The 21,413-nt window shown below is 65.4% G+C and carries 21 protein-coding genes and 1 pseudogene; 10 read left to right on the forward strand and 12 right to left on the reverse strand.

Annotation, left to right across the window (positions count from 1 at the left end; all coding sequences use genetic code 11):
* Nucleotides 1-62: 62 nt before the first annotated feature.
* The gene (locus JQ632_RS22820) at nt 63-770 is read left to right on the forward strand and encodes a hypothetical protein (RefSeq protein WP_212404830.1); all 708 of its coding nucleotides are present in this window, start codon (nt 63-65) and stop codon (nt 768-770) included.
* Between the two features lie 7 nt (nt 771-777).
* On the opposite strand, the gene JQ632_RS22825 is transcribed toward JQ632_RS22820, so the two are convergent.
* Nucleotides 778-1,293 (reverse strand): GNAT family N-acetyltransferase, encoded by a 516-nt coding sequence (locus tag JQ632_RS22825; RefSeq protein WP_409363509.1) that lies wholly within the window; start codon nt 1,291-1,293, stop codon nt 778-780.
* A 15-nt stretch (nt 1,294-1,308) separates the two neighbouring features.
* Nucleotides 1,309-2,436, reverse strand: a complete 1,128-nt coding sequence (locus JQ632_RS22830; RefSeq protein ID WP_212404831.1) for a threonine synthase — start codon at nt 2,434-2,436, stop codon at nt 1,309-1,311.
* 119 nt (nt 2,437-2,555) lie between these two features.
* Here JQ632_RS22830 and JQ632_RS22835 point away from each other — a divergent pair, with 119 nt between their 5' ends.
* Nucleotides 2,556-3,029, forward strand: coding sequence for a DUF3016 domain-containing protein (locus JQ632_RS22835; RefSeq protein WP_212404832.1), 474 nt, complete (start codon nt 2,556-2,558; stop codon nt 3,027-3,029).
* 10 nt (nt 3,030-3,039) lie between these two features.
* Here JQ632_RS22835 and JQ632_RS22840 read toward each other — a convergent pair whose 3' ends face one another.
* The gene (locus JQ632_RS22840; RefSeq protein WP_212404833.1) at nt 3,040-4,218 is read right to left on the reverse strand and encodes a cytochrome P450; all 1,179 of its coding nucleotides are present in this window, start codon (nt 4,216-4,218) and stop codon (nt 3,040-3,042) included.
* A gap of 19 nt (nt 4,219-4,237) precedes the next feature.
* Nucleotides 4,238-5,443: an ABC transporter substrate-binding protein gene (locus JQ632_RS22845; protein WP_212404834.1), complete on the reverse strand. Its 1,206-nt coding sequence runs from the start codon at nt 5,441-5,443 to the stop codon at nt 4,238-4,240.
* Nucleotides 5,444-5,586: 143 nt separating this feature from the next.
* Between JQ632_RS22845 and JQ632_RS22850 the strand changes: the two genes are divergently transcribed.
* Together JQ632_RS22850 and JQ632_RS22855 are read left to right on the forward strand one after the other, a co-directional pair.
* On the forward strand, nt 5,587-6,054 hold the full coding sequence (locus tag JQ632_RS22850) for a MarR family transcriptional regulator (RefSeq protein ID WP_312015653.1): 468 nt from the start codon (nt 5,587-5,589) through the stop codon (nt 6,052-6,054).
* 116 nt (nt 6,055-6,170) lie between these two features.
* Nucleotides 6,171-7,109 carry a LysM peptidoglycan-binding domain-containing protein gene (locus tag JQ632_RS22855; RefSeq protein WP_212404835.1) on the forward strand — a complete coding sequence of 313 codons (939 nt, stop codon included), beginning with the start codon at nt 6,171-6,173 and terminating at the stop codon, nt 7,107-7,109.
* Between the two features lie 16 nt (nt 7,110-7,125).
* On the opposite strand, the gene pyk is transcribed toward JQ632_RS22855, so the two are convergent.
* From pyk to JQ632_RS22875, 4 genes and pseudogenes are all read right to left on the reverse strand, one after another.
* Complete coding sequence (gene pyk, locus JQ632_RS22860; protein ID WP_212404836.1) at nt 7,126-8,550, reverse strand: pyruvate kinase; 1,425 nt, start codon at nt 8,548-8,550, stop codon at nt 7,126-7,128.
* Between the two features lie 18 nt (nt 8,551-8,568).
* A pseudogene (locus JQ632_RS22865) lies at nt 8,569-9,853 on the reverse strand (glycerate kinase).
* 6 nt (nt 9,854-9,859) lie between these two features.
* Nucleotides 9,860-10,933, reverse strand: coding sequence for a tartrate dehydrogenase (locus tag JQ632_RS22870; RefSeq protein ID WP_212404837.1), 1,074 nt, complete (start codon nt 10,931-10,933; stop codon nt 9,860-9,862).
* 21 nt (nt 10,934-10,954) lie between these two features.
* Nucleotides 10,955-12,253, reverse strand: coding sequence for an MFS transporter (locus JQ632_RS22875; RefSeq protein ID WP_212404838.1), 1,299 nt, complete (start codon nt 12,251-12,253; stop codon nt 10,955-10,957).
* Nucleotides 12,254-12,406: 153 nt separating this feature from the next.
* Here JQ632_RS22875 and JQ632_RS22880 point away from each other — a divergent pair, with 153 nt between their 5' ends.
* Nucleotides 12,407-13,324: a LysR family transcriptional regulator gene (locus JQ632_RS22880; protein WP_212404839.1), complete on the forward strand. Its 918-nt coding sequence runs from the start codon at nt 12,407-12,409 to the stop codon at nt 13,322-13,324.
* Here JQ632_RS22880 and JQ632_RS22885 read toward each other — a convergent pair whose 3' ends face one another.
* The gene (locus tag JQ632_RS22885) at nt 13,325-13,864 is read right to left on the reverse strand and encodes a VOC family protein (RefSeq protein ID WP_212404840.1); all 540 of its coding nucleotides are present in this window, start codon (nt 13,862-13,864) and stop codon (nt 13,325-13,327) included.
* 88 nt (nt 13,865-13,952) lie between these two features.
* On the opposite strand from JQ632_RS22885, the gene JQ632_RS22890 reads away from it, so the two are divergent.
* On the forward strand, nt 13,953-14,510 hold the full coding sequence (locus JQ632_RS22890; protein WP_212404841.1) for a carboxymuconolactone decarboxylase family protein: 558 nt from the start codon (nt 13,953-13,955) through the stop codon (nt 14,508-14,510).
* 55 nt (nt 14,511-14,565) lie between these two features.
* Here the strand turns inward: JQ632_RS22890 and JQ632_RS22895 are convergent, their stop codons facing one another.
* The 3 genes from JQ632_RS22895 to JQ632_RS22905 all read right to left on the reverse strand — a co-directional run bounded on the left by JQ632_RS22895 (nt 14,566) and on the right by JQ632_RS22905 (nt 17,630).
* Complete coding sequence (locus JQ632_RS22895; RefSeq protein WP_212404842.1) at nt 14,566-15,051, reverse strand: flavin reductase family protein; 486 nt, start codon at nt 15,049-15,051, stop codon at nt 14,566-14,568.
* A 56-nt stretch (nt 15,052-15,107) separates the two neighbouring features.
* Nucleotides 15,108-16,694 (reverse strand): 4-hydroxyphenylacetate 3-hydroxylase N-terminal domain-containing protein, encoded by a 1,587-nt coding sequence (locus tag JQ632_RS22900; RefSeq protein WP_249152461.1) that lies wholly within the window; start codon nt 16,692-16,694, stop codon nt 15,108-15,110.
* A 105-nt stretch (nt 16,695-16,799) separates the two neighbouring features.
* On the reverse strand, nt 16,800-17,630 hold the full coding sequence (locus JQ632_RS22905; protein WP_212404843.1) for an IclR family transcriptional regulator C-terminal domain-containing protein: 831 nt from the start codon (nt 17,628-17,630) through the stop codon (nt 16,800-16,802).
* A gap of 138 nt (nt 17,631-17,768) precedes the next feature.
* Here JQ632_RS22905 and JQ632_RS22910 point away from each other — a divergent pair, with 138 nt between their 5' ends.
* Genes JQ632_RS22910 through JQ632_RS22925 form a run of 4 tightly spaced genes read left to right on the forward strand, consistent with a single transcriptional unit; the run spans nt 17,769 to nt 21,412 of the window.
* Entirely contained in the window at nt 17,769-19,097 is a 1,329-nt protein-coding gene (locus JQ632_RS22910; RefSeq protein ID WP_212404844.1) for an ABC transporter substrate-binding protein, read from the forward strand.
* A 22-nt stretch (nt 19,098-19,119) separates the two neighbouring features.
* The gene (locus JQ632_RS22915; RefSeq protein ID WP_212404845.1) at nt 19,120-19,836 is read left to right on the forward strand and encodes an ABC transporter ATP-binding protein; all 717 of its coding nucleotides are present in this window, start codon (nt 19,120-19,122) and stop codon (nt 19,834-19,836) included.
* Between the two features lie 3 nt (nt 19,837-19,839).
* A complete protein-coding gene (locus JQ632_RS22920) occupies nt 19,840-20,541 on the forward strand; it encodes an ABC transporter ATP-binding protein (protein ID WP_212404846.1) in 702 nt (233 codons plus the stop codon).
* A gap of 1 nt (nt 20,542) precedes the next feature.
* Nucleotides 20,543-21,412 carry a branched-chain amino acid ABC transporter permease gene (locus JQ632_RS22925; RefSeq protein WP_212404847.1) on the forward strand — a complete coding sequence of 290 codons (870 nt, stop codon included), beginning with the start codon at nt 20,543-20,545 and terminating at the stop codon, nt 21,410-21,412.
* Nucleotide 21,413 lies beyond the last annotated feature (1 nt).

Below are 21,413 nucleotides of genomic sequence, written 5' to 3' on the forward strand. Positions count from 1 at the left end.
TGTGCGAGCAGGGGGAGGTTACGATTCCCCCATCGCGAAGCGTGTGTCCCCAGGGAAGATCGATGAGACCTCACGGCCGTAACGCAGCCGGCGCAAGCCACTTGTCCACCGTCCGCATCTGGGCGCTTTGCCTTATGCTGCTCTCCGCAGTTGCCATCAGCCCGACGGGCGCGAAGGCCGCGCCGACGGCGCCGGGGGCCGCGACCACGCATGTCTATCTGCTGCGCGGTGTGCTCAACATCTTCTCGCTCGGGCTCGACACGATCGGTGCGAGGCTTCAGGCGCAGGGCATCCCGGTCACCGTTGCCAACTTCGTCTCCTGGTCCTCGCTCGCCGATGAGGCCGCGACCGCCTACAGGGCCGGCCGGTTGAAGACCATCATCCTGGTCGGGCACTCCTCGGGCGCGACCGCGCTGCCCGACATGATCGCCAAGCTCAACCAGCTCGGCGTTCCCGTGAAGCTCGCGATCGGGCTCGACTCCGTGTTCAAGACCAGGCTCACGACCGGCGCCGAGCGCTACATCAACCTCTATATCGGCGACGGCCCCGGCGAGCCCGTCAGGGCCGCGGACGGCCTCCGCGGCAAGCTCGACAATGTCGACGTGCGCGGCACCGGCGCCGGCCACATCTCGATTGACAAGAACGAGCTGATCCAGCGCCGCGTGATTGCCGAGATCGACGCCGTGGTGATGCGCTCGCGCGCGCCGGCCGATCCGAACGCGCCGAAGCCCGCACGCTCGGCGGCAGCCGCAGCACCGCCGCGGAACTAGCGGACGATCACAGCGCCTTGGTGAAGTGGTAGCGGCGAATGCCGCCGCCCAGGGTCTTGTTGCTGGCGGTGTCCGCAATCTCTTCGCGGACCAGTTCGTAGCCGGAGCTCCGGTAGAGCGCGAGCGCCTCCCGCTGAAGCGCCGACGTGCTCAGATCCATCCTGAATCTGCTGCGCCGGCGGCATTCCTGTTCGGCGAAGTCCAGCATCCGCCGCGCGATGCCGCGGCGTCGCGCGTCGGGATCGACATACATGCGGCGCAGCTCCATGGCCGCATCGCCCGCCGGCTCGAGCCCGAACATGCCAATGATGTCTGCACCGGCGGCGACGACCCAGAAGCCGCCATTGCGCTCGCCATAGTAGTCGGCGATCCGGTCGATCTCCTCCGTGAGCGAGCGCACGATATAGCCTTCGAATGCGTCCCGCATATCCGCCGGCGCCAACAGGCGGTTGACGCGGATGAACAGCGCTCGCACGGCGGCGGCATCGTCAGGCGCGAAGTCGCGGATTTCGATCCCGTCCACGACCATCACGCCTCGCTAGCCGAGGATATCGGCCATGACAGACGCGGCCTTGATTCCCGTGCCCGTGATGACGACGACGGTGCGCTCGTTCGGCCGGATCGCGCCGCGTTGAGTGAGCTCGTCGAGTGCTGCGGCGGCGCTTGCCGATGTCGGCTCGGGAAACAGGCCGGTCGCGGCCAGTTTCTTCAGGCCGGCGATGATGCCCTCCTCGGGAACAGCGACCGTGCCGCCGCCGGTCTCCTTCAGCGCCGCCACCATCTGCCGCAGGCGCAGCGGATGCTTGATGGCCGTGCCCTCGGCGATGGTCTTGCGGACCTCGCGCGCCACGGGCGTATCGACGCCCACCGTAAAACTCGCATCGAGTGGCGAGCAGTTGAGCGGTTGCGATGCGAACAGCTTTGGCATCCGCACGATCTGCCCTGCAGCGAGCAGTTCCTTGAAGCCGATATAGCAGCCGAGCAGGCTGGAGCCGGCGCCGACGGGTACGATGACGTTGTCGGGAGCCGAATAGCCAAAATCCTCCCAGATCTCGTAGGCCAGCGACTTGGTGCCCTGGAGGAAGAAGGGCTGCCAATTGTGGCTGGAGTAGAAGGTATCGTTGGACTGGCGGATCGCTTCCGCCTCCGATTCCTCGCGTGGTCCATCTACCAGCTGGATCTCCGCGCCATAGGCACGAACCTGCGCGATCTTCATCGGCGAGGTCGACGCGGGCGCGAGAATCTTGATCTTCATTCCGCCTGCGGCGCCATAGGCGGCGACCGACGCGCCGCCATTGCCCGAGCTATCCTCCAGAACGGCGTTCACGCCGAGCTGGCGGACGAACGAGAGCATCGCCGTGGTGCCGCGATCCTTGAAGCTGGCCGTCGGGTTGAACCATTCGAGCTTGAAGTAGGGCCTCAACTCTCCCCATTCCTTCTGGACCACCGGCGTGCAGCCTTCGCCCATCGAGATCGGCCTGGCGATGTCGACCGGCAACGCCGCGCGAAAACGCCACAGCGAGCGCGTGCTGCGATCGATATCATCGCGGGAGATGCCCATCAGCGGCGTCATCATCAACGGCTTGCGGTCGTCGGAGCACCAGCGGGGAATATCCAGCGGATAAAGCGTCCCGCTGAGCGGTTCGATGTAGGATGGCATCGTCATCTGTGCCGACCGGAGCTCGATTGAATGATTCTAAGTGCCGGAGCGGAATAAGGGTGTCAATTCCGGCGTTGCAGGTTTCGCAGGGCTTGCGGCTGAGCCGTTCGGAAAGCGAGGTTGATATGATCCGCAGATGCCTCATCGCAGCCACGGTGATGGCGGTCCTGTTCGGTTCGTCGCCGGGCTTTGCCGGCGTCAAGGTCCGCTTCGTCAATCCGGAACGCTACACCGATGCAGAGTCCTCTGGAGGCGGGCGGGCCGGCACCCTTGCGGAGTTTCGTGGCTATCTCGAAGCGCTCGGCAACCGCTATCTCGCGCCGGGGCAGGCGATGAGCATTGACGTCCTGGACATCGATCTTGCCGGTCAGCTTGAGCCGCGCGGCCACGGCACGGAGGTGAGGGTGATGCGCGACGTCACGCCGCCGCGCATCAGGCTGCATTACACCCTGAGCGGAAAAGGCGGGGGCACGCGAAGCGGCGATGATGTTCTGAGCGACATCAGCTATCAGAGCGGCGGCCGTTCCCCGATCGGCCAACTCAGCTATGAGAAGGCGCTGCTGAACGACTGGTTCAGGCGCGTCGCCGGCACTCAGTAGCGGCGCTGTCTCAGGCCGCCGTCACTCGCACCGGCATGCTCGTCAGCCCGCGCAGGGAATTGTTGAGCAGCCGCTTCGGCTCGCCCGCGAGCTCGATGGTCTTCACGCGCCGTGCAAGCTCGCCGAGGATCAGCTCGCCTTCGAGGCGCGCGATCATCTGGCCGACGCAGGCATGGATGCCGGCGCCGAACCCGACATGCCCGGTCGCGCTGCGCTCGACGTCGAAGCGGTCAGGATGATCCCACTTTGCCGGATCGCGGTTGGCTGACGCCATGAGCAGCAGCACCTTGCGGTGCGCGGGGATGACCTCGCCGCCGACCTCGACGTCGCGCGAGGTGGTACGGAAGAACGTCTGCACCGGGGAATCGTAGCGCAGGCCTTCTTCGAAGGCGTTGCGCGCCAGCTCCGGCCGTGCGCGCAGCTTGCGATATTCATCCGGATGGGTGGCGAGCGCCAGCACCGCATTGCCGATGCCGTTGACGGTGGTGTCGACGCCGGCGGTGAGGAACGGCCGCACCAGATGGGTCGCTTCCTGCTCGGTGATCTCGCCCTCGTCTGCGGCCTCGTAGATCATCATGCCGAGGCTGTCGGGCTGCAACGCATTGCGCGCGCAGCACTCCATGATCCAGCTCTGGGCCGCGAGCCCCGCCGCACGCGATGCGGCGAGCTGTTCGTTGTCGGGACCGAAACTGTTGAAGACGAAGGTGCTCCAGGCCAGAAGTTTTTCGCGTCCGTCGGGCCGGATGCCGATGGCGTCCGGAAAGACCTTCATCGGATAGGCTTCCGCGAGATCGCGCATCGCATCGAACGTGCCCTTGTCGAGCAGCTCCGACACCTTCGTCTTGGCCTCCTTCTGGAAGGTCTCGCGCAGCTTCCTGGCGATGCCTGGCGACAGGGTCCGGCCGAGCACGCGGCGGCCCTTATCGTGATCGGGAGGGTCGATCTGAAGCGTCAGCGGCTTTGGCAGCGCCGGGTTCATCCCGTTGAGGCCGACGCCTTCGCCGCTGATGAAGCTGCGCCAGTCCTTCAGCGCGGATTCGACCTCGGCATAGCGCGCCATCGCCCAGATGTCGTAGCGCTCGATCCGGAACACGGGGCCGAGCGCGCGCAGGGCCTCGTAGGCGGGATAGGGATCCGCCAGGAAGTCCGGAGCAAACGGGTCGCCGGCGAAAGACGCGATGCCGCTCATGGTTGCTTCGTCCGTCCTGCTATTTCACCAGCGGGCACTGCCCCTCGCTCTCGGGCCGGAATGCGTCTTCGCCCTTGATCGTGCCGACCACCTTCAACAGATCCCAGGCCGACTTGGACTCGTCGGGCGACTTGACCTGGAGCAGGTAAAGCGGGTGGATCTTGCGGCCGTCCTTGCGGATGTAGCCCTTGCCGTACAAGGGATCGTCGGTCGGCGTGTCCTTCATCGCCGTCACCACGGCCTTGCCGTCCCTGGCGCCGCCGACCTTGTCGATCGCCTTGAGATAGTGAATGACGGAGGCGTAGACGCCGGCCTGCATGTCGTTCGGATAGGCTTTTGACGGAATGCGCTCGGCGAAGCGCTTTGCGAAGGCGCGGGTGTCGTCGTTCAAATCCCAGTAGAACGGATTCATGATCTGGGCGCCTTGGGCGAACTTCAGCGTGAGGGCAGGGAGCCCGTTCATGCCGAGGATCAGCCCGGCGAGCTTGTGATCCTTGGTCAGTCCGAATTCGGCGGCCTGCTTCATCGACGTGATCGTGTCGTCGCCCGCATTGGCGATGCCGATGATGTCGGCGCCCGAAGCCTGGGCCTGAAGCAGGAACGAGGCATAGTCCGCCGTTCCGAGCGGATGACGGACGGCGCCGAGCACCTGGCCGCCGGATGCCTTCACGGCCTCGGATGCCTGCTTCTCGAGGTCATGGCCGAACGCGTAATCGGCGGTGATGAAGAACCACTTCTTGCCACCCTGCTGGACGATCGCCTTGCCGAGGCCGCGACCGTAGGCATAAGTGTCGTAGGTCCAGTGCACCGTGTTCGGCGTGCACTTCTCGCCGGTCAGGAGCGCGGTGCCCGCGCCGGATCCCACGAACACCTTGTTCTTCTCGGCGCTCATGCCGGCCACCGCAAGCGCGATCGAGGAATTGGGGACGTCGAAGATCGCGTCGACGCCGTCGTTCTCGTACCATCGCCGCGCGATGCCGATACCGATGTCGGTCTTGTTCTGATGATCGGCGGCCACGACCTCGACGGGCTTGCCGCCCGCCTTCCCGCCATAGTCCTCGACCGCCATCTTGGCGGCCACGACGGAGCCGATGCCCTGATAGCTCGCGAACGGACCGGACTGGTCGTTCAAAATGCCGATCTTCACCGCGTCCTGCGCGAGTGCCGGCACGGGTGCCAGCAACAAGGTCCAGACGCACGCCTGCCGCAGCAATGTGATGCTCATTGTCTCCTCCTCGTGCCTGCGGTCTTGGCCGATCCTTGGCGCCGCCGATATATAATAGTTATATTTTATATCTATTTTCCGCAGTGTCAATTCGCCTCGCACAGGTAGACTGGCGCCGTCGGCAAAACCGGAGCCTGTGAGTCGTGAGACAAATTCAATCGGAACGGAAGAAATCGCTGGATTTGCGGGCACTTCGGGCCACGCCGGGCTTCATGCTGCGGCTCGCGCAACTGAAGTTCTTCGAGGGCTTTTACGAGCACTTTGCCGCGTTCGGCGTGACGCCGGCGACCTACGCGATCCTCACTTTGATCCGCGACAACCCCGGCATTCCCCCGAGCAGCCTCGCAAGCCTGCTCCGGCTCAAGCTGCCGAACCTGATCAAGATCCTGAACGAGCTGGAGTCGTCCGGCTCCATCAAGCGCAACCGCTCCAAGGCCGACCGCCGCGCCGTCGAGCTGGTCCTGACCGCAAAGGGCACCAAGCTCATCAACGATGCCGCGCGCACGACAGAGCCCTACAACCGCCTGATGCTCGCGCCGCTCACCGAAGCCGAGCGCGGCACGCTGCTCGCGCTGCTCAACCGGGTTGTGCTGCTCGACGGCGCTGGGTGAGGGCGCAGCGGCGCTGCCTGTCAAGGGCAAATCCCGCCCCAAAATCCGCCAATTCGACGGTCAGTAAACCCTCCGGGAAGCCATAGGTTGCTCCCTTCGGGTGGTATTGGGGACGCATGGTCGATCCGGGGCGAATTCTGGTGCTTGCGGCGGGAATGCTGCTCGCCTTGTGGTCCACGACGGCGGTGGCCTCGCCGCCGAAGTCGAAGCCCAAGCCCGTCGCGGTCGAGACCGTTGCGCCGGCTCCGCCCGCGGACACCGAGCCCCTGCCGCAGCCACGGGTCTATCTGTTCCGTGGCGCGATGGGACCGCTGTTTTCGACCGGCATGGACAGGCTTGCCGAGAAGCTCACGAACGCCGGCCTTACCGCCGATGTCTACGAGTTCACGATCTGCCGGCTGGTCGCCGATCGCGCGCTTACGAAGTATCGTGAAGCGCCGGCGCCGATTGTCCTGATGGGGCACTCCATGGGCGGGCTCTGCTCGATCATCTTTGCCGAGATGGCGGCCAAGGAGAACATCCCGATCAGCCTGATCATCACCATCGATCCCGCGCACGCGACCGGCAAGGTGCCGCTCAATGTCGAGCGCTTCATCAACATCTTCCTCTCCGACGACGTGCTCGGCGGCGGCGACGTCGTGGCGGAGCCCGGCTTTCGCGGCCATTATGCGAGCTTCGACCTGAAGGAGAACAAGCGCGTCACCCACATCAACATCGAGAAGTCCGACGACATCCACCGCCAGATCGTCGAGATGGTTTTGCAACTGCCGCGCGTTTCGGTGCGGACGCAGGCCGATGCCGTGCCGTTGCGCTATCTCGTGCCCGCAAACACGCTGGTGGAGCTATGGGACTCCGGCGTTCGCCTCCCTGTTCGCGCCGGCGATACGCTGGAGAGCATTGCCGCGGTCCATCGCGTCCCCGCCTGGTCGATCGCGCAGATCAACTCGCTGCCGGAAAATGCGCCGCTGACCGTCGGCCAGGCCATCATCGTGCCGCGTCACCTGCAGCCGGCCGACGCGGTCGCCGCCACACCTCCTCCGCCAGCCCGGCGCTGATCGCGCCGGCGCGATCTCAATCCGGCGCGCCGACCGTGACGACGCGAAGGTTGTTGGTGGTGCCGGCTTGCGCGAAGGGGATGCCGGCCACGACGACCAGCAGATCCCCTTGACGCGCAAATTCCTCCTGGCGCGCGAACGTCGTCGCACGCTGGACCATTTCCTCGTAGCTCTGCACGTCCGGTGACAAGACGCTATGCGCGCCCCAGAGCAGGCAGAGGCGGCGCGACACCTCGCGGCTCGGCGTGATCGCCAGGATCGGCAAGCTCGGCCGCTTGCGCGCAACGCGCGCCGCCGACGTGCCGCTCGACGTATAGGCGACGATGGCGGCGGCATGAACGACGGAGGCGAGGTCAGCAGCCGCGGTCGCAACCGCGTGCGGCGGTGTCTGCTCCTCGCCCGGCTGCGTCGCCTCGACGATCGAACGGTACATCTTGTGCTGCTCGGTGCTGTGGATGATGCGGTCCATCATCTCGACCGCCTCGCGCGGATAGCGGCCGCTCGCCGATTCCGCCGACAGCATCACCGCGTCAGCGCCGTCGTAGATCGCGGTCGCGACGTCCGAGACTTCGGCGCGCGTCGGCGTGGGAGTTGCGACCATCGAGTCCAGCATCTGCGTGGCGACGATCACCGGCTTCACCGCCAGCCGGCAGGCGCGCACCAGCTCCTTCTGACGGCCGGGCACGTCCTCGTGCGGAATCTCGACGCCGAGATCGCCGCGCGCCACCATGATCGCGTCGCAGAGCTGGATGATGTCGTCGATGCGCTCGAGCGCGGCAGGTTTTTCGATCTTCGCCATCAGCCCGGCCCGCTCGCCGATCAGGCCGCGCGCCTCGATGACGTCGGAAGGCTTCTGCACGAAGGACATTGCAACCCAGTCGACGCCGAGCTTGAGGCCGAATTCGAGGTCGGCGCGATCCTTCGCGGTCAGCGGCGAGAGGTCGAGCACCGTACCCGGCAGGTTGACGCCCTTGTGATTGGAGATGGTGCCGCCGACGATCGCCTTGGCATCGATGAAATCGTCGCCGGGCCCAGTGACGCGGACGCGGACCCTGCCGTCGTCGATCAGCAGGTCGTGACCGGGCGCCACCGCCGCAAAAATCTCCTTGTGCGGCAGCGGAATTGAAGTCCGGTCGCCTTCCGCGCCCGTCAGCACGAAGCGGATCGTCTCGCCGGCCTCGACCGCGATCTTGCCGTCGCGCAGCGTACCGACGCGGATCTTTGGACCCTGGAGGTCCATCAGGATTCCGATCGGACGGTTGACCTCCTGCTCCAGCTTGCGGATCGCGGCATGGACCTTCGCGTGATCCTCCTGCTCGCCATGGCTGAAGTTCAGACGGAAGGTGTCGACTCCCGCGAGAAACAGCGCCTTCAGCATCTCCGGCGCAGAGCTGGCGGGGCCGACGGTTGCAACAATCTTGGCCCGTCGATGACGACGCATGGATCACCTCATCCTTGGTCAGATCTTGCCGGCTCGAATCAGCACGGCGCGAATGTCGTTGACATTTGTAAGCGTTGGCCCGGTGCGCACAAGGTCTCCAAGATGGTCGAAGAATGTGTAGCTATTATGTGCCGCCAGAAAAGCGCGCGTCGAGTCCCTTTGCGCTCGCGCGCATCAAAGTATCAGGGGCAATCAAGGCGCCTGCCGCATCCTCCGTTCCGTCGATGCCGTCGCTGTCGCCGGCAACGGCCCAAATGTCGGGCGCACCTGATAGCGCGACGGCGAGGGCGAGCAGGAATTCCGTGTTGCGTCCGCCGCGACCCGCAGGGCCGCGGCCGATGCTGACCGTTGTCTCGCCGCCCGACAGCAGAACGGCTGGAGCTGCGGTTGGTTGCGCATGTCTTGCGATCGATTGCGCAATTCCGGCCATCACGGTTCCGAGCTCGCGGGCCTCGCCTTCGATCGCGTCCCCCAGGATCACCGGTGTCAGCCCCTCGTCGCGCGCGATCCGGGCGGCCGCATCAAGCGCGAGCACGGGAGCGGCGATGATGCGGACGTCGGTGTCGATCTCGCCGGGTTTTGGCGTTTCGCTCGATGTTTCGAGGACGAGCCGCGCCGCTTCGGGAAGCTCGATTGCGAAGCGCGAGATGATCTCGCGCGCGTCGTCCCGGGTGCTGACATCAGGCAATGTCGGGCCCGAGGCGATCGCCGCAGGATCATCGCCGGGGATGTCCGAGATCACCAGTGTGACGAGGCGTGCGGGACGCGCGGCCAGCGCCAGCCGGCCGCCCTTGATCGCGGAGAGATGCTTGCGGACGACATTCATCTCGGCAATGGTCGCACCGCTCGCCAGCAGCGCGCGATTGACGGCCTGCTTGTCGGCGAGCGTCATCGGTGGCGTGGGCAGCGTCATCAGCGCCGATCCCCCGCCGGACATCAGCGCGATGACGAGATCATCCGCTGTTAGTCCCTGCACGGCGGAAAACATCCGCCGTGCCGCAGTCTCGCTCGCCGCGTCCGGCACCGGATGCGACGCCTCCAGGATCTCGATGCGGCCCGCCGGGACCGCATGGCCGTGACGGGTGACGACGACACCCGACACGTCCACGTCGGGCCATGCCGCGTCGAGACCGGCGGCCATCGCTGCCGAGGCCTTACCGGCCCCGATGACGATGCACCGGTCCCTGGGCTTCGTCGGCAACGCGCGCGCGATCGTCAGCCTTGGATCGGCGCTGGCGATCGCGGCGTCGAACATGCGCCGCAGCACCGCGCGCGCCCGCGCGTCCGTCCATTCGGCGCGCATCGCAGGTCAGACGTTGGAGCCGTGGATGGCGTCGATCACGGCGTCGGTCACCTCCCTGGTGGTGGCCTTGCCGCCGACATCGGGCGTCAGCACGCCTGCCGCGCAGACCTTTTCGACCGCGGCCATCAGCCTTGCGGCGGCGTCCTTCTCGCGGAGGTGCTCCAGCATCTGCGCACCGGTCCAGAACGTCGCGACCGGATTGGCGATGCCCTTGCCGGTGATGTCGAAGGCCGAGCCGTGGATCGGCTCGAACATCGAAGGGTAGCGGCGCTGCGGATCGATATTGCCGGTCGGCGCGACGCCGAGGCTGCCGGCAAGCGCGCCGGCGAGGTCGGAGAGGATGTCGGCGTGCAGATTGGTCGCGACGATGGTGTCGAGGCTCTTCGGGTTGAGCGTCATGCGCACGGTCATGGCGTCGACCAGCATCTTGTCCCAGGTCACGTCGGGGAATTCGGTCGCGACCTCAGCCGCGATCTCGTCCCACATCACCATGCCGTGGCGCTGCGCGTTCGACTTGGTGACGACGGTGAGCAGCTTTCGCGGACGCGACTGCGCGAGCTGGAACGCGTAGCGCATGATGCGCGTCACGCCGACGCGGGTGAAGACGGCGACCTCGGTGCCGACCTCCTCGGGCAGGCCCTTATGGGCGCGGCCGCCCATGCCGGCATATTCTCCTTCCGAGTTCTCGCGCACGATGACCCAGTCGAGATCGCCGACGCCGACATTGCGCAGCGGCGAGGCGACGCCGGGCAGGATTTTTGTCGGACGCACATTGGCGTACTGGTCAAAGCCCTGGCAGATCGGCAGGCGCAGTCCCCACAGCGTGATGTGATCGGGCACGTCGGGCGCGCCGACCGCGCCAAAGTAGATGGCGTCGAACTTCTTCAGTTCTGCGAGGCCGTCTGACGGCATCATCACGCCGTGCTTCTTGTAGTAGTCCGAGCCCCAGTCAAAAGTCCTAAAGTTGAAGGCGAGGTCGCCGCTGCGCTTGGCGAGCGCCTCCAGCACGCGGATGCCGGAGGAGATGACTTCGGGGCCGATGCCGTCGGCGGGAATGGCTGCGATCGAGTGGGTGCGCATGAAAATGCTCCGATTGTGGGATTAGCGGGGTTGAGGGGCGGCCGCGGTGCGGACCGTTTGCGAACGTGAGAGCAGCAGCGTCAGCACCGCGGAGAGGACGAGCAGGCCGCTGACGAAGTAGAGGCCGCCGACGAAACTGCCGGTCTGGTCCTTGATCCAGCCGATCATGGCCGGTCCGACGAAACCGCCGAGATTGCCGATCGAGTTGATGGTGGCGATGCCCGCTGCGGCCGCCGAGCCGGACAGGAACATCGTGGGCATGCTCCACAGTGGCGGTTTTGAGGAGGAGATGCCGATATTGACGAGCGTAAGCGCCATCAGCACTGCGACGACGCTGGTCGCCATGCCGGCAAGGCCAAGCCCGATCGCAGCGAGCACGCAGGCCAGGACGACATGCCACGTACGCTCACCGGTGCGGTCGGAGTGACGTGCCCAGAGGATCATCGCGATCACGGCGACCGTCGGCGGGACGGCATTGAGGAAGCCGACCTGGAGCGCGGACAGCCCGAATTGCTTGATGATCTGCGGCGCCCAGACGCCGAGGGTGTAGAGGCCCGCCGAGGTCCCGAAATAGACGAAGGCGAGAGCGAGCACCCGGATGTCGGCGAGGCCCGCCCAGATGCTGTGGCTCGCCGTCGCCGCCTTCTGCGCGTTCTCGGCATTCATGGTCTGAACCAGCCAGTTGCGTTCGTCGTCGGCGAGCCACTTGGCCTGCTCGGGACGGTCGGTCATATAGCCCAGAACAACGAAGCCGAGGACGACCGCAGGCAGCGCCTCCAGCACGAACAGCCATTGCCAGCCCTTGAAGCCGAGCAGTCCGTCCATCTCGAGCAGCGCGCCTGACAGAGGCGAGCCGAGCACTGTGGAGAGTGGCGCCGCCGCCATGAACAGGGCGGTGACGGCCGCGCGCTGCTGCGCCGGGAACCAGTAGGAGAGATAGAGGATGATGCCCGGGAAGAAGCCGGCCTCGGCCGCACCGAGCAGGAAGCGCAGGATGTAGAAGCTCGTTGCGCCCTGGACGAAGGCCATCGCTGCCGAGACGAGGCCCCAGGTGATCATGACGCGCGCGATCCAGATCCGGGCGCCGACCTTGTGTAAGATGATGTTGGAGGGAACCTCGAACAGGAAGTAGCCCCAGAAGAAGATGCCGGCGCCAAAGCCATAGACGGCCGGCGACAGGCCGAGGTCCTTGTTCATGGTCAGCGACGCGAAGCCGATATTGACGCGATCGATGAAGGCCACGAAGTACAGGAGCATGATGAAAGGAACGATGCGCAGGGTAATCTTGCGCAGCACGCGCGTCTGAAGCTCGCTCGCCACCTTGGACCTCCATGTATTGGTCATTATTGGTTGGCGGCCATGTCTGGTTACGCCACGGGGAAGCCTAGGCGGGTGGATCGGCTGGACTCAATTGGCTCGGGTTTATACAAAAAAATGATATAATCGCCCGGCGCCGGGGAGGACGGCCGACAAATGGAATTGCACCAGCTCCGATGCTTCGTGGCAGCCGCCGAGCAGCTGCACTTCGGCCGTGCCGCGCAGCAGCTCCAGATGCTGCCGTCGGCGCTCGGGCGTCAGATCAAGCTGCTCGAGGACGATCTTGGGACGCGGCTGTTCGCTCGCACGACGCGCGCGGTGTCACTCACCGAGGACGGCGCGACATTGCTGCGCGACGCGCGCGCCATCCTCGCCCGGGTCGAAGCGGTCGAGAGCAATCTGCGGAACCGCTCGCGGTCGCAAGGCGCGCGGCGCCTGCGCGTCGGCGCGATCGACAGCGCGGCTGCGGGGTTGTTGCCGCCGCTGCTGCGGGATTTTCGCGGAAAGCATCCGGAAGTCGCCGTCCAGCTCCTGGAGGAGAAGACCATCCGTCTCCTGCCAAAAATCCTGTCCGGTGCGCTCGACCTTGCCTTCGTCCGTCCGCCCGATCGCGCGGACAAGCGGCTCGAATTCCAGCCGCTGCTGATGGAGACGGCGATCGTCGCCCTTCCGCAGCGGCATGCGCTTGCCAAGCGAAAATCGGTCTCGTTTGCCGAGATCGCCGGAGAACCGATGATCGTGCCCGACCGTCGCTCGCGTCCGCATAGTCATGATCTGACGATGAAGCTGTTCGAGGAAGCCGGCCTCGCGCCGCGCGTCGTGCAGGTGGCGGACGAGAAGCAGACCATCATCAGTCTCGTCGCGACCCGGCTTGGCGTTGCGATCGTGCCGCGCTGGACGACGCGGATGGCGATTCCGGGCGTCAAATTCGTGCCGCTAAAGCTGACGGGGAGTGGCCCCGCCGGCCGCCTTCCGCTCGCGGCGGCCTGGCTGCGCGGCTCGCGCGATCCGGCGCGCGATGCGATGCTGTCGGTGCTCGCAACGAAGCTGCGCGCTTACGCGAAGGATGCCTGATTAGCGCTTCACGCCGCCGACCTCGCGGATGGGACGCGAACCATCCCACCCGAGTGCGGCCTGCCGGACATGCTCGAAGAATTGGCCCTTGGCGCCGCTGACGTCGGAGATCTCGATCACCGTGCCCGGATGCGCTTGCGTGTCGAAATAGGCAAAGCGCCCCTGCGGCCCGCCGATCTGGCCCTCATGGCCGACCTTGTAGCCGAGTGACAAGGCGCGGTCGTAGAGCGCCTGATAGTCCGTGCTCCAGTAGGACATGTGCTGGAGACCTTCGCGGCCGCCGTCAAGGAACTCCTTGTACATCGACGGCGCGTCGTTGCGCTGCTGGATCAGCTCGATCTGGAGATCACCGGAATTGGCGAGCGCGATGCTCATCTCGACGGGCGAGTCTTCACCCCGATGGCGGAAATAGTCGGTCTTGACGCGGTCCATGTAATACCAGGGGCCGACACCCATCACGTTGATCCAGTGGTCCATCGCGGCATGGATGTCGCGGACGATGTATCCGTTCTGGCGGACGGCTCCGAAGATCCGGCTCATGGGCTGCTCACCTTACGTTCGCTTGGTCTTGACTAGCGGACGGGTAGGGGCGATGCAACGAACAAGAAACAACGCGAGGGAGAGACGCGTGGCAAGGCTGCCCCTGATTGACCCGGAGGCGACGAGCGGCGACATCCGCGCGTCCTTCGACCGCATGCCGGTCAAGCTCAACATTTTTCGCATGATGGCGCATGCCGAAGCCAACATGATCCCGGCGATGCGGCTCGGCAATTCCATCCTGCACAAGCAGAAGCTCAGCGCGGTCAACCGCGAGCTTTTGATCCTGCAGGCCGCGCAACTCGAGGGCGGCGCCTATGAGTGGCGCCAGCACGTGCCGATCGCGCTCGGCGTCGGTGTGGCCCAGAGCCAGATCGACGCGGTGGAGCGCGGCGACTATGCCGACGCGTCGCTGAACGCCGCAGAGCAGGCACTGCTCTTTTTCGGTCGCGAGGTCGTCGAGAACGTGCGCGTGCACGACGCCGCCTTTGGCGCCATGCGCAAGCACTTCAGCGATCAGGAGATCGTGGAATCGATCGTCGCGCTCGGCTTCTACATGATGATGGCGCGGCTCACCGAGGCGACCGAGACCGATCTCGATCCCGCCGCCGGCATGAAGGTCTATGACGGCGGCAAGACGCGGAGCTGATCACAAGGCAGACGCTCGCGGTCGACGGCGGCTCAGCGACATGTGAGCGGGAGCGTCATCCGGGCTGGAAACCGCCGTAAGATCCCTTGTGAAACACCAGCGGATTGCAGGCGGCTTCCTCGCCTGAGAGCACTTCGCCCAAAATGATGTCGTGATCGCCGGCCTTGTGGACCGCGGTCACCCGGCAGCAGAGCTGCGCCGCGGCGCCCTGCAGCAGCGGCAGGCCGTCGGTGCTGAAGGCAATGGCTAGATCGTCGAACCGGTTCTTGAGCTTGCCGGTGAAACGGGCAGACAGTTCGGACTGGTGCTGGCCGAGAATGTTGACCGAAAACAATCCGCGCTGCCGGATCGCCGTGCCCGTGGCGCTGCCTTCATTGGTACAGACGAGCAGCATGCAGGGGGCAAGCGACACCGACGTCAGCGAATTGATGGTCGCTCCAAAGAGGTCGCCCTCCCACTCGGTCGCAACGATGGCGACGCCGGTCGGGAAGGCGCCCATCACGGAGCGGAAGCGCTTGGGATCGATGGTCTGCATATTCATGTCACCACAGCCCCGCAGCAGCGGGCGGAGCGGCGGTGCCGCTCCGCCGGCAAAGGTCACTTCTTCATCATGTGATAGCTGAGCTCGCCGGGGTCGGTGAGATCAGGCACCTTCCAGCCGTCGAGGTCGTACTCGGCCATGCAGTCCTCGGCAAAACCCTTGAACCGATCGGCATTGCCGGAGGCCTGTGCGCCGAACAGGCAGTAGCGGCGGATCTCTTCGGTCGAGCCGCCATAGTTGATCTCGTAGAGCTCGTGGCGGCCGCCGAATTCGCTGCCGATGCAGTCCCACAGCAGCTTGAGCAGCTTGACGCGCTCCTCGGCCTTGTAGCCGTTGGAGCCGCGCAAGTAACGATCGAGATAGGGGCGGATCTCGCCGTTCTTGAAGTCGCTGGAATGGCTGTTGAGATAGATCAGGCCGGAGGCGACGGTCTGCTCGATCAGGTATTTCACCTTGGTGTAGGCCATGGTGGCGATGATCTGGTAGGCGTTGCCGGGATCCATGTTGGGCAGCACATAGTCGCCGATCCACGGCTTTGGATCCCTCACCATCGCATCCGACAGGCTCCAGAACAGGTTTCGCCAGGCGATGACCTCGCCGACATTGGCCTGCACGCCGCGATAATCCTTGGTGCCCGCGGCCTCCGTCGCCTTCAAGAGAAGTCCGCTGATGAAGTCGAGCTTCACTGCAAGCCGCGTGCAGCCATGCACGACGAAGCGCGGCAGGAAGCCGGTGCGCGGGAAGAAATTGTTGGCCTTCTCGATGTCGCCATAGACGAACACGTTCTCCCAGGGCACCAGCACCTTGTCGAGGATGAACACGGCGTCGTTCTCGTCGAGCCGGCTCGAGATCGGGTAGTCGAACGGACTGCCCATCACGCTCGCGCTCATCTCATAGGAGGTGCGGCAGATGAATTTCACGCCGGGCGCATTGGTCGGCACCATGAACACGACCGCGAACTTCTTGTCCTGGAGCGGGATCAGGCCGTGATGTGCGACAAACGTGTAGTTGGTCAGCACCGATCCGGTCGCAACCACTTTTGCGCCTGACACGATCAGGCCGGCGTCGGTCTCCTTCTCGATATGGCAGCAGACATCGGCGACCTCGTTCGGCGGACGGTCGCGATCGACAGGCGGATGGATGATCGCGTGGTTGATGAAAGGCACGCGCTCCTGGCTGAATTTGTACCAGCGTTTCGCATTGTCCTGGTACGGATCGTAGAAGTCGGCGTTCGCGCCCAGCGTCGCCAGGAACGCGGCCTTGTAATCGGGCGCGCGGCCCATCCAGCCATAGGTGATCCTGGCCCATTCGGCGATCGCGCTGCGACCGGCGAGAAGGTCGTCCATGGTCTTCGGTGCCTTGAAGAAGGCGTGGGTCACGCCGCCATTGCCGGTGTCTGTCGGCACCAACAGCTTGTCCTTGTGCTTGTCATCGTGCAGCGCGTCGTAGAGGCGGGCGGTCATGCGCGCGGTGTTGCGGAACGCCGGGTGTGTGGTGACGTCCTTGACCCGCTCGCCGTAGATGAACACGGCGCGGTCGTCGCGCAGCGAATCCAGATATTCCGCACCGGTCTGCGGCCTCGTGACTTTGACGTTGCCCGTGTGCTCCGGCGGGATCGCCATTGCCGCTGCCTTGCCAGCCATCGCATCATCTCCCCATTTGCGTTCGATTATCGAACTAGTGTCCGTATTCCGAACTTGGCAAAACGATACGGCCAGCCCCGCCGATTGGCAAGGGGAGGGCGTCGATCACACCGTCATCGCGGAGACCTGCTCGGCGATGCGGTTGAGCTCGGGGAGAAAATGCTCGCGCATCTCGTTGCGCGTCGTCCGCGTCGAATGCGTCGACAGATTGATCGCACCGACCGCCTGGCCGCTGCGATCGAGCACCGGCACGGCAAGCGCCCGCAGGCCGCGCTCGAGCTCCTCGTCGACGATCGAGAAGCGCTGGGCGCGGTCGGAGCGGATGCGGTCGAACAGCGCCTGCAGATCGGTGATGGTCTGCGGCGTATAGGCCTCGATCCGCTGCGACTTCAGCCGCCGCCAGATCTCGGCCTCGTCGAGGTAGCCGAACATGACCCGCCCGAGCGCGGTGTGCAGCGCCGGCAGGCGGCTGCCGACCGACAGCGCCGCAGACATGATTCTGCGGGCCGGGACGCGCGCGACATAGACAATGTCATTGCCTTGCAGGATCGCGGCCGAGCAGGACTCGCCGAGCCGCTCGCTGAGTTCGCGCATCAACGGCGTCGCGCGGTCGATCCAGCTTTGCGTCGAGAGATACGCAAAACCCAGGTCGAGGATCTGCGGCGCGAGCGAGAACGAGCGGCCGTCCTGCTCGACATAGCCGAGCTGGGTCAGCGTGCGCAGCACGCGCCGCGCGGTTGCGCGCGAGAGCTCCGTGACCTCAGCGGCCTCCGACAGGGTCATGGTCGGTCGCTGCCGTCCGAACGCGCCGAGCACCGCGAGGCCCTTGGCGAGCGTCGTCATGAACTCCTTGTCGTCGGGCTCGCCCTTGCGATGCCCCGGCTCGCCGTTGCGATGCCCGGGCTCGCCCTTGTGGGCTGGCGGAGCTTGCGTCATGAGGCGGCCTGTTGACTCCATCTGAGGTCTGGCGGACACTGGTCGACATACGAACGTTAGTTCGAATATCGAACGCCGGCCCGTGTGTCAATCGATCCACGATGGGAATCCGGCGCATCCAGAGGGGAGGACGCGCAGATGACCTGCCACAAGATCAGCTCGACTCATCGTCACTCCATCGATCGCCGCACGCTCCTGAAATACTCCGCCGCAACCGGTGCCGCACTGTCGGTGGGATTGGAGGCGCCGGCGATCGCGCAGACGCGCGCGATCAAGCTCGGCTATGTCTCGCCGCTGACCGGTCCGCTCGCCGCTTTCGCCGAGGCCGACAACTTCATCATCGCCAGCTTCAAGGAAGCGACGAAGGCCGGCATCAAGGTCGGAAACGCCACCGTGCCAGTCGAGGTGGTGGTGAAGGACAGCCAGTCCAATCCGAATCGCGCCGCCGAGGTCGCGAAGGATCTGATCGTCCAGGACAAGATCGACCTGATGCTGGTCGCATCGACGCCGGAGACGACGAACCCGGTCTCGACCCAGTGCGAGATCGAGGAGGTGCCGTGCATCTCCACCGTTGCGCCGTGGCAGCCCTGGTTCATCGGCCGCCAGGCCAATCCCGGGGGCGGGCCGCCAGCATGGAAAGGCTTCAACTACACCTATCACTTCTTCTGGGGGCTCGAGGACGTCATCGCCGTCTTCACCAACATGTGGAGCCAGGTCGCGACCAACAAATCCGTCGGAGGCCTGTTTCCCAACGACGGCGACGGCAATGCCTGGGGCGACAAGGCCGTCGGCTTCCCGCCGGTGCTGGAGAAGGGCGGCTACAAGCTCACCGATCCCGGTCGCTACCAGAACCTCACTGACAACTTTTCGGCGCAGATCGGCGCGTTCAAATCGGCCAATTGCGAGATCATCACCGGCGTGGTGCTGCCGCCTGACTTCACCACGTTCTGGAAGCAGTCGCTTCAGCAGGGTTTCAGGCCGAAGGTCGCCTCCATCGGCAAGGCGATCCTGTTCCCCGTCGCCGTCGAGGCGCTGGGCAAGGACGGCCACAATCTGTCGTCGGAAGTGTGGTGGTCGCCGAGCCATCCCTTCAAATCGTCGCTGAACGGCATGAGCGCAAAAGATCTCGCCGGCGCCTATCAAGCCGCGACCAAGAAGCAATGGACCCAGCCGATCGGCTTTGGGCACGCGTTGTTCGAGGTCGCCGTCGACGTGCTCAAGCGCACGCCGGACCGCGACGGCAAGGCGATCGCCGCGACGATTGCCGCCACCAATCTCGACACCGTCGTCGGCAAGGTGCAGTGGGGCGGTGCGAACCTGCCGCCGTTCGCCGCCAAGAACGTCGCGAAGACGCCGCTGGTCGGTGGCCAGTGGCGGTTCAAGGACGGCAAATACGAGATCGTCATCACCGACAACAAGACGGCGCCGACGATTCCCGTCGGCGGCCAGATGGAGGCCATCGCCTGAGCGCGCGGCGCGTTGACATCTCATGCTGCTGGAAGTCGCCGGCCTGAAGAAAAGCTTTGGCTCGATCGTCGTCGCCGACGATCTCGATCTCGTGGTCGCACCCGGCGAGGCGGTCGGCATCATCGGGCCGAACGGCGCCGGCAAGACCACGTTGTTCAACCTGATCGCCGGCGGTCTCACACCGACCGCCGGCCACATCCGCTTCGACGGCCGCGATCTCCTCGGCGTGGCGCTGCCGGCGCGCTGCCGCGCCGGCATCGGCCGCACGCATCAGATCCCGCAGCCCTTCGAAAAGCTCACCGTGTTCGAGAACCTGCTCGTCGGCGCGGTCTATGGCCGCCACCAGAGTGAGCGCGAGGTTGCGCAGTCCTGCGGCGAGATATTGGAGCGCCTTGGCCTGCTCAGGCGCGCCAATGCGCTGGCGGGCTCGCTGACACTGCTGGAGCGCAAGCGGCTGGAAATGGCGCGCGCGCTCGCGACAGCGCCGCGCCTGCTGCTGCTCGACGAGATCGCCGGTGGCCTGACCGAGGGCGAATGCACCGAGCTCGTCGCCACCATCCGCGAGATCCGCAAGACCGGCGTCGCGATCCTCTGGATCGAGCATGTCGTGCACGCGCTGCTTGCCGTGATTGACCGGCTGGTCGTGCTCAATTTCGGCCGCAAGATCGCAGAAGGCGTGCCGAAAGAAGTGATGAAGCGGCCCGACGTGTACCAGATCTATATCGGCATCGAGGCCTGAACCATGCCGCTGCTGGAGACGCGCAACCTCACGGCCTTCTACGGCGACTTCCAGGCGCTCTATGGCGTCGACACGACGCTCGATCGAGGGGAAACCATCGCCATCATCGGCGCCAATGGCGCGGGCAAGTCGACCTTCCTCAAATCCATTGCAGGCCTCATCCACGGCGCACCCGACAGCGTGCTGCTCGATGGCGCGCCGATCGGCGCGCGGCCGGCGGCCGAGATCGTGAAGCTTGGCATCGCGCTGGTGCCGGAGGGGCGGCGGCTGTTTCCCTCGCTCACGGTTGAGGAGAACCTCCTGATCGGCGGCTATGGCCGCAGGGCGAGCGGCGCGTGGACGCTCGACCGCGTCTATGCCCTGTTTCCCATCCTGAAGGAGCGGCGGTTCTTTGCGACGCCGACCCTGTCGGGCGGCCAGCAGCAGATGGCGGCGATCGGCCGCGCCCTGATGTCCAATCCCCGCATTCTCCTCTGCGACGAGATCAGCCTCGGGCTTGCGCCGATCGTCATCGCCGACATTTACGCGGCCCTGCCGCAGATCAAGGCGGAGGGCACCAGCGTCGTGCTGGTCGAGCAGGACATCGTGCAGGCGATGAAGGTTGCCGATCGCATCTACTGCTTCCAGGAGGGGCGCCTGTCGCTTACCGGCCGTCCGCGCGACCTCACGCGGGACCAGATCCACCGCGCGTATTTCGGGGCGTGAGATGACCGGCTGGCTCGATGCATTGATCCAGGGTGTGTTGCTCGGCGGCCTCTACGCCCTGTTCGCGGCCGGGCTGTCGCTGATGTTCGGCGTGATGCGGCTGGTCAACCTCGCCCACGGCGACCTCATCGTGCTTGCCGCCTTCGCGATCCTGCTCGTCGCGACAAATCTCGGCCTCGATCCCTTCGTTGCGGTGCTGGTGGCGGTCCCGATCCTGTTCGTCATCGGCTTCGCGCTCCAGCACGTGCTGTTGAACCGCACGCTCGGGCGCGATTTGCTGCCGCCGCTGCTCGTCACCTTTGGCCTCTCCATCATCATCCAGAATGGCCTGTTGCAGCTCTTTTCCGCCGACAGCCAGCGGCTGCGCTCCGGTGCGATCGAGACCGCCTCCATCCCGCTCGGCGGCGGCATCGCGGTCGGCGTCGTGCCGCTGCTGACACTGTTATCCGCAATCGCGGTGATCGTGCTGCTCAACTTCATCTTCTATCGCACGCCGATCGGCCGCGCCTTCCGCGCCACGTCTGATGATCTCGAGGTCGCGCAGCTGATGGGCGTCGATCACAGGCGCATCTTTGCCGTCGCGATGGGGCTTGCCTTCGTCGTGATCGCGATCGCGGCGCTCTATCTCGGGCTGCGCGCGAACTTTGATCCGACCATCGGGCCGGCGCGACTGCTCTATGCCTTCGAGGCCGTCATCATCGGCGGGCTCGGCAGCTTCTGGGGCACGCTCGCTGGCGGCATTGTGCTGGGCCTTGCGCAGACCATCGGCGCGCGCATCGATCCGGAGTGGCAGATCCTTGCGGGCCATCTCGCCTTCCTCGCGGTGCTCGTGGTCCGGCCGCGCGGCCTGTTCCCGCGGGCACAGGATTGAC

This window comes from Bradyrhizobium liaoningense, from assembly GCF_018130955.1.
Taxonomy (GTDB): domain Bacteria; phylum Pseudomonadota; class Alphaproteobacteria; order Rhizobiales; family Xanthobacteraceae; genus Bradyrhizobium; species Bradyrhizobium liaoningense_C.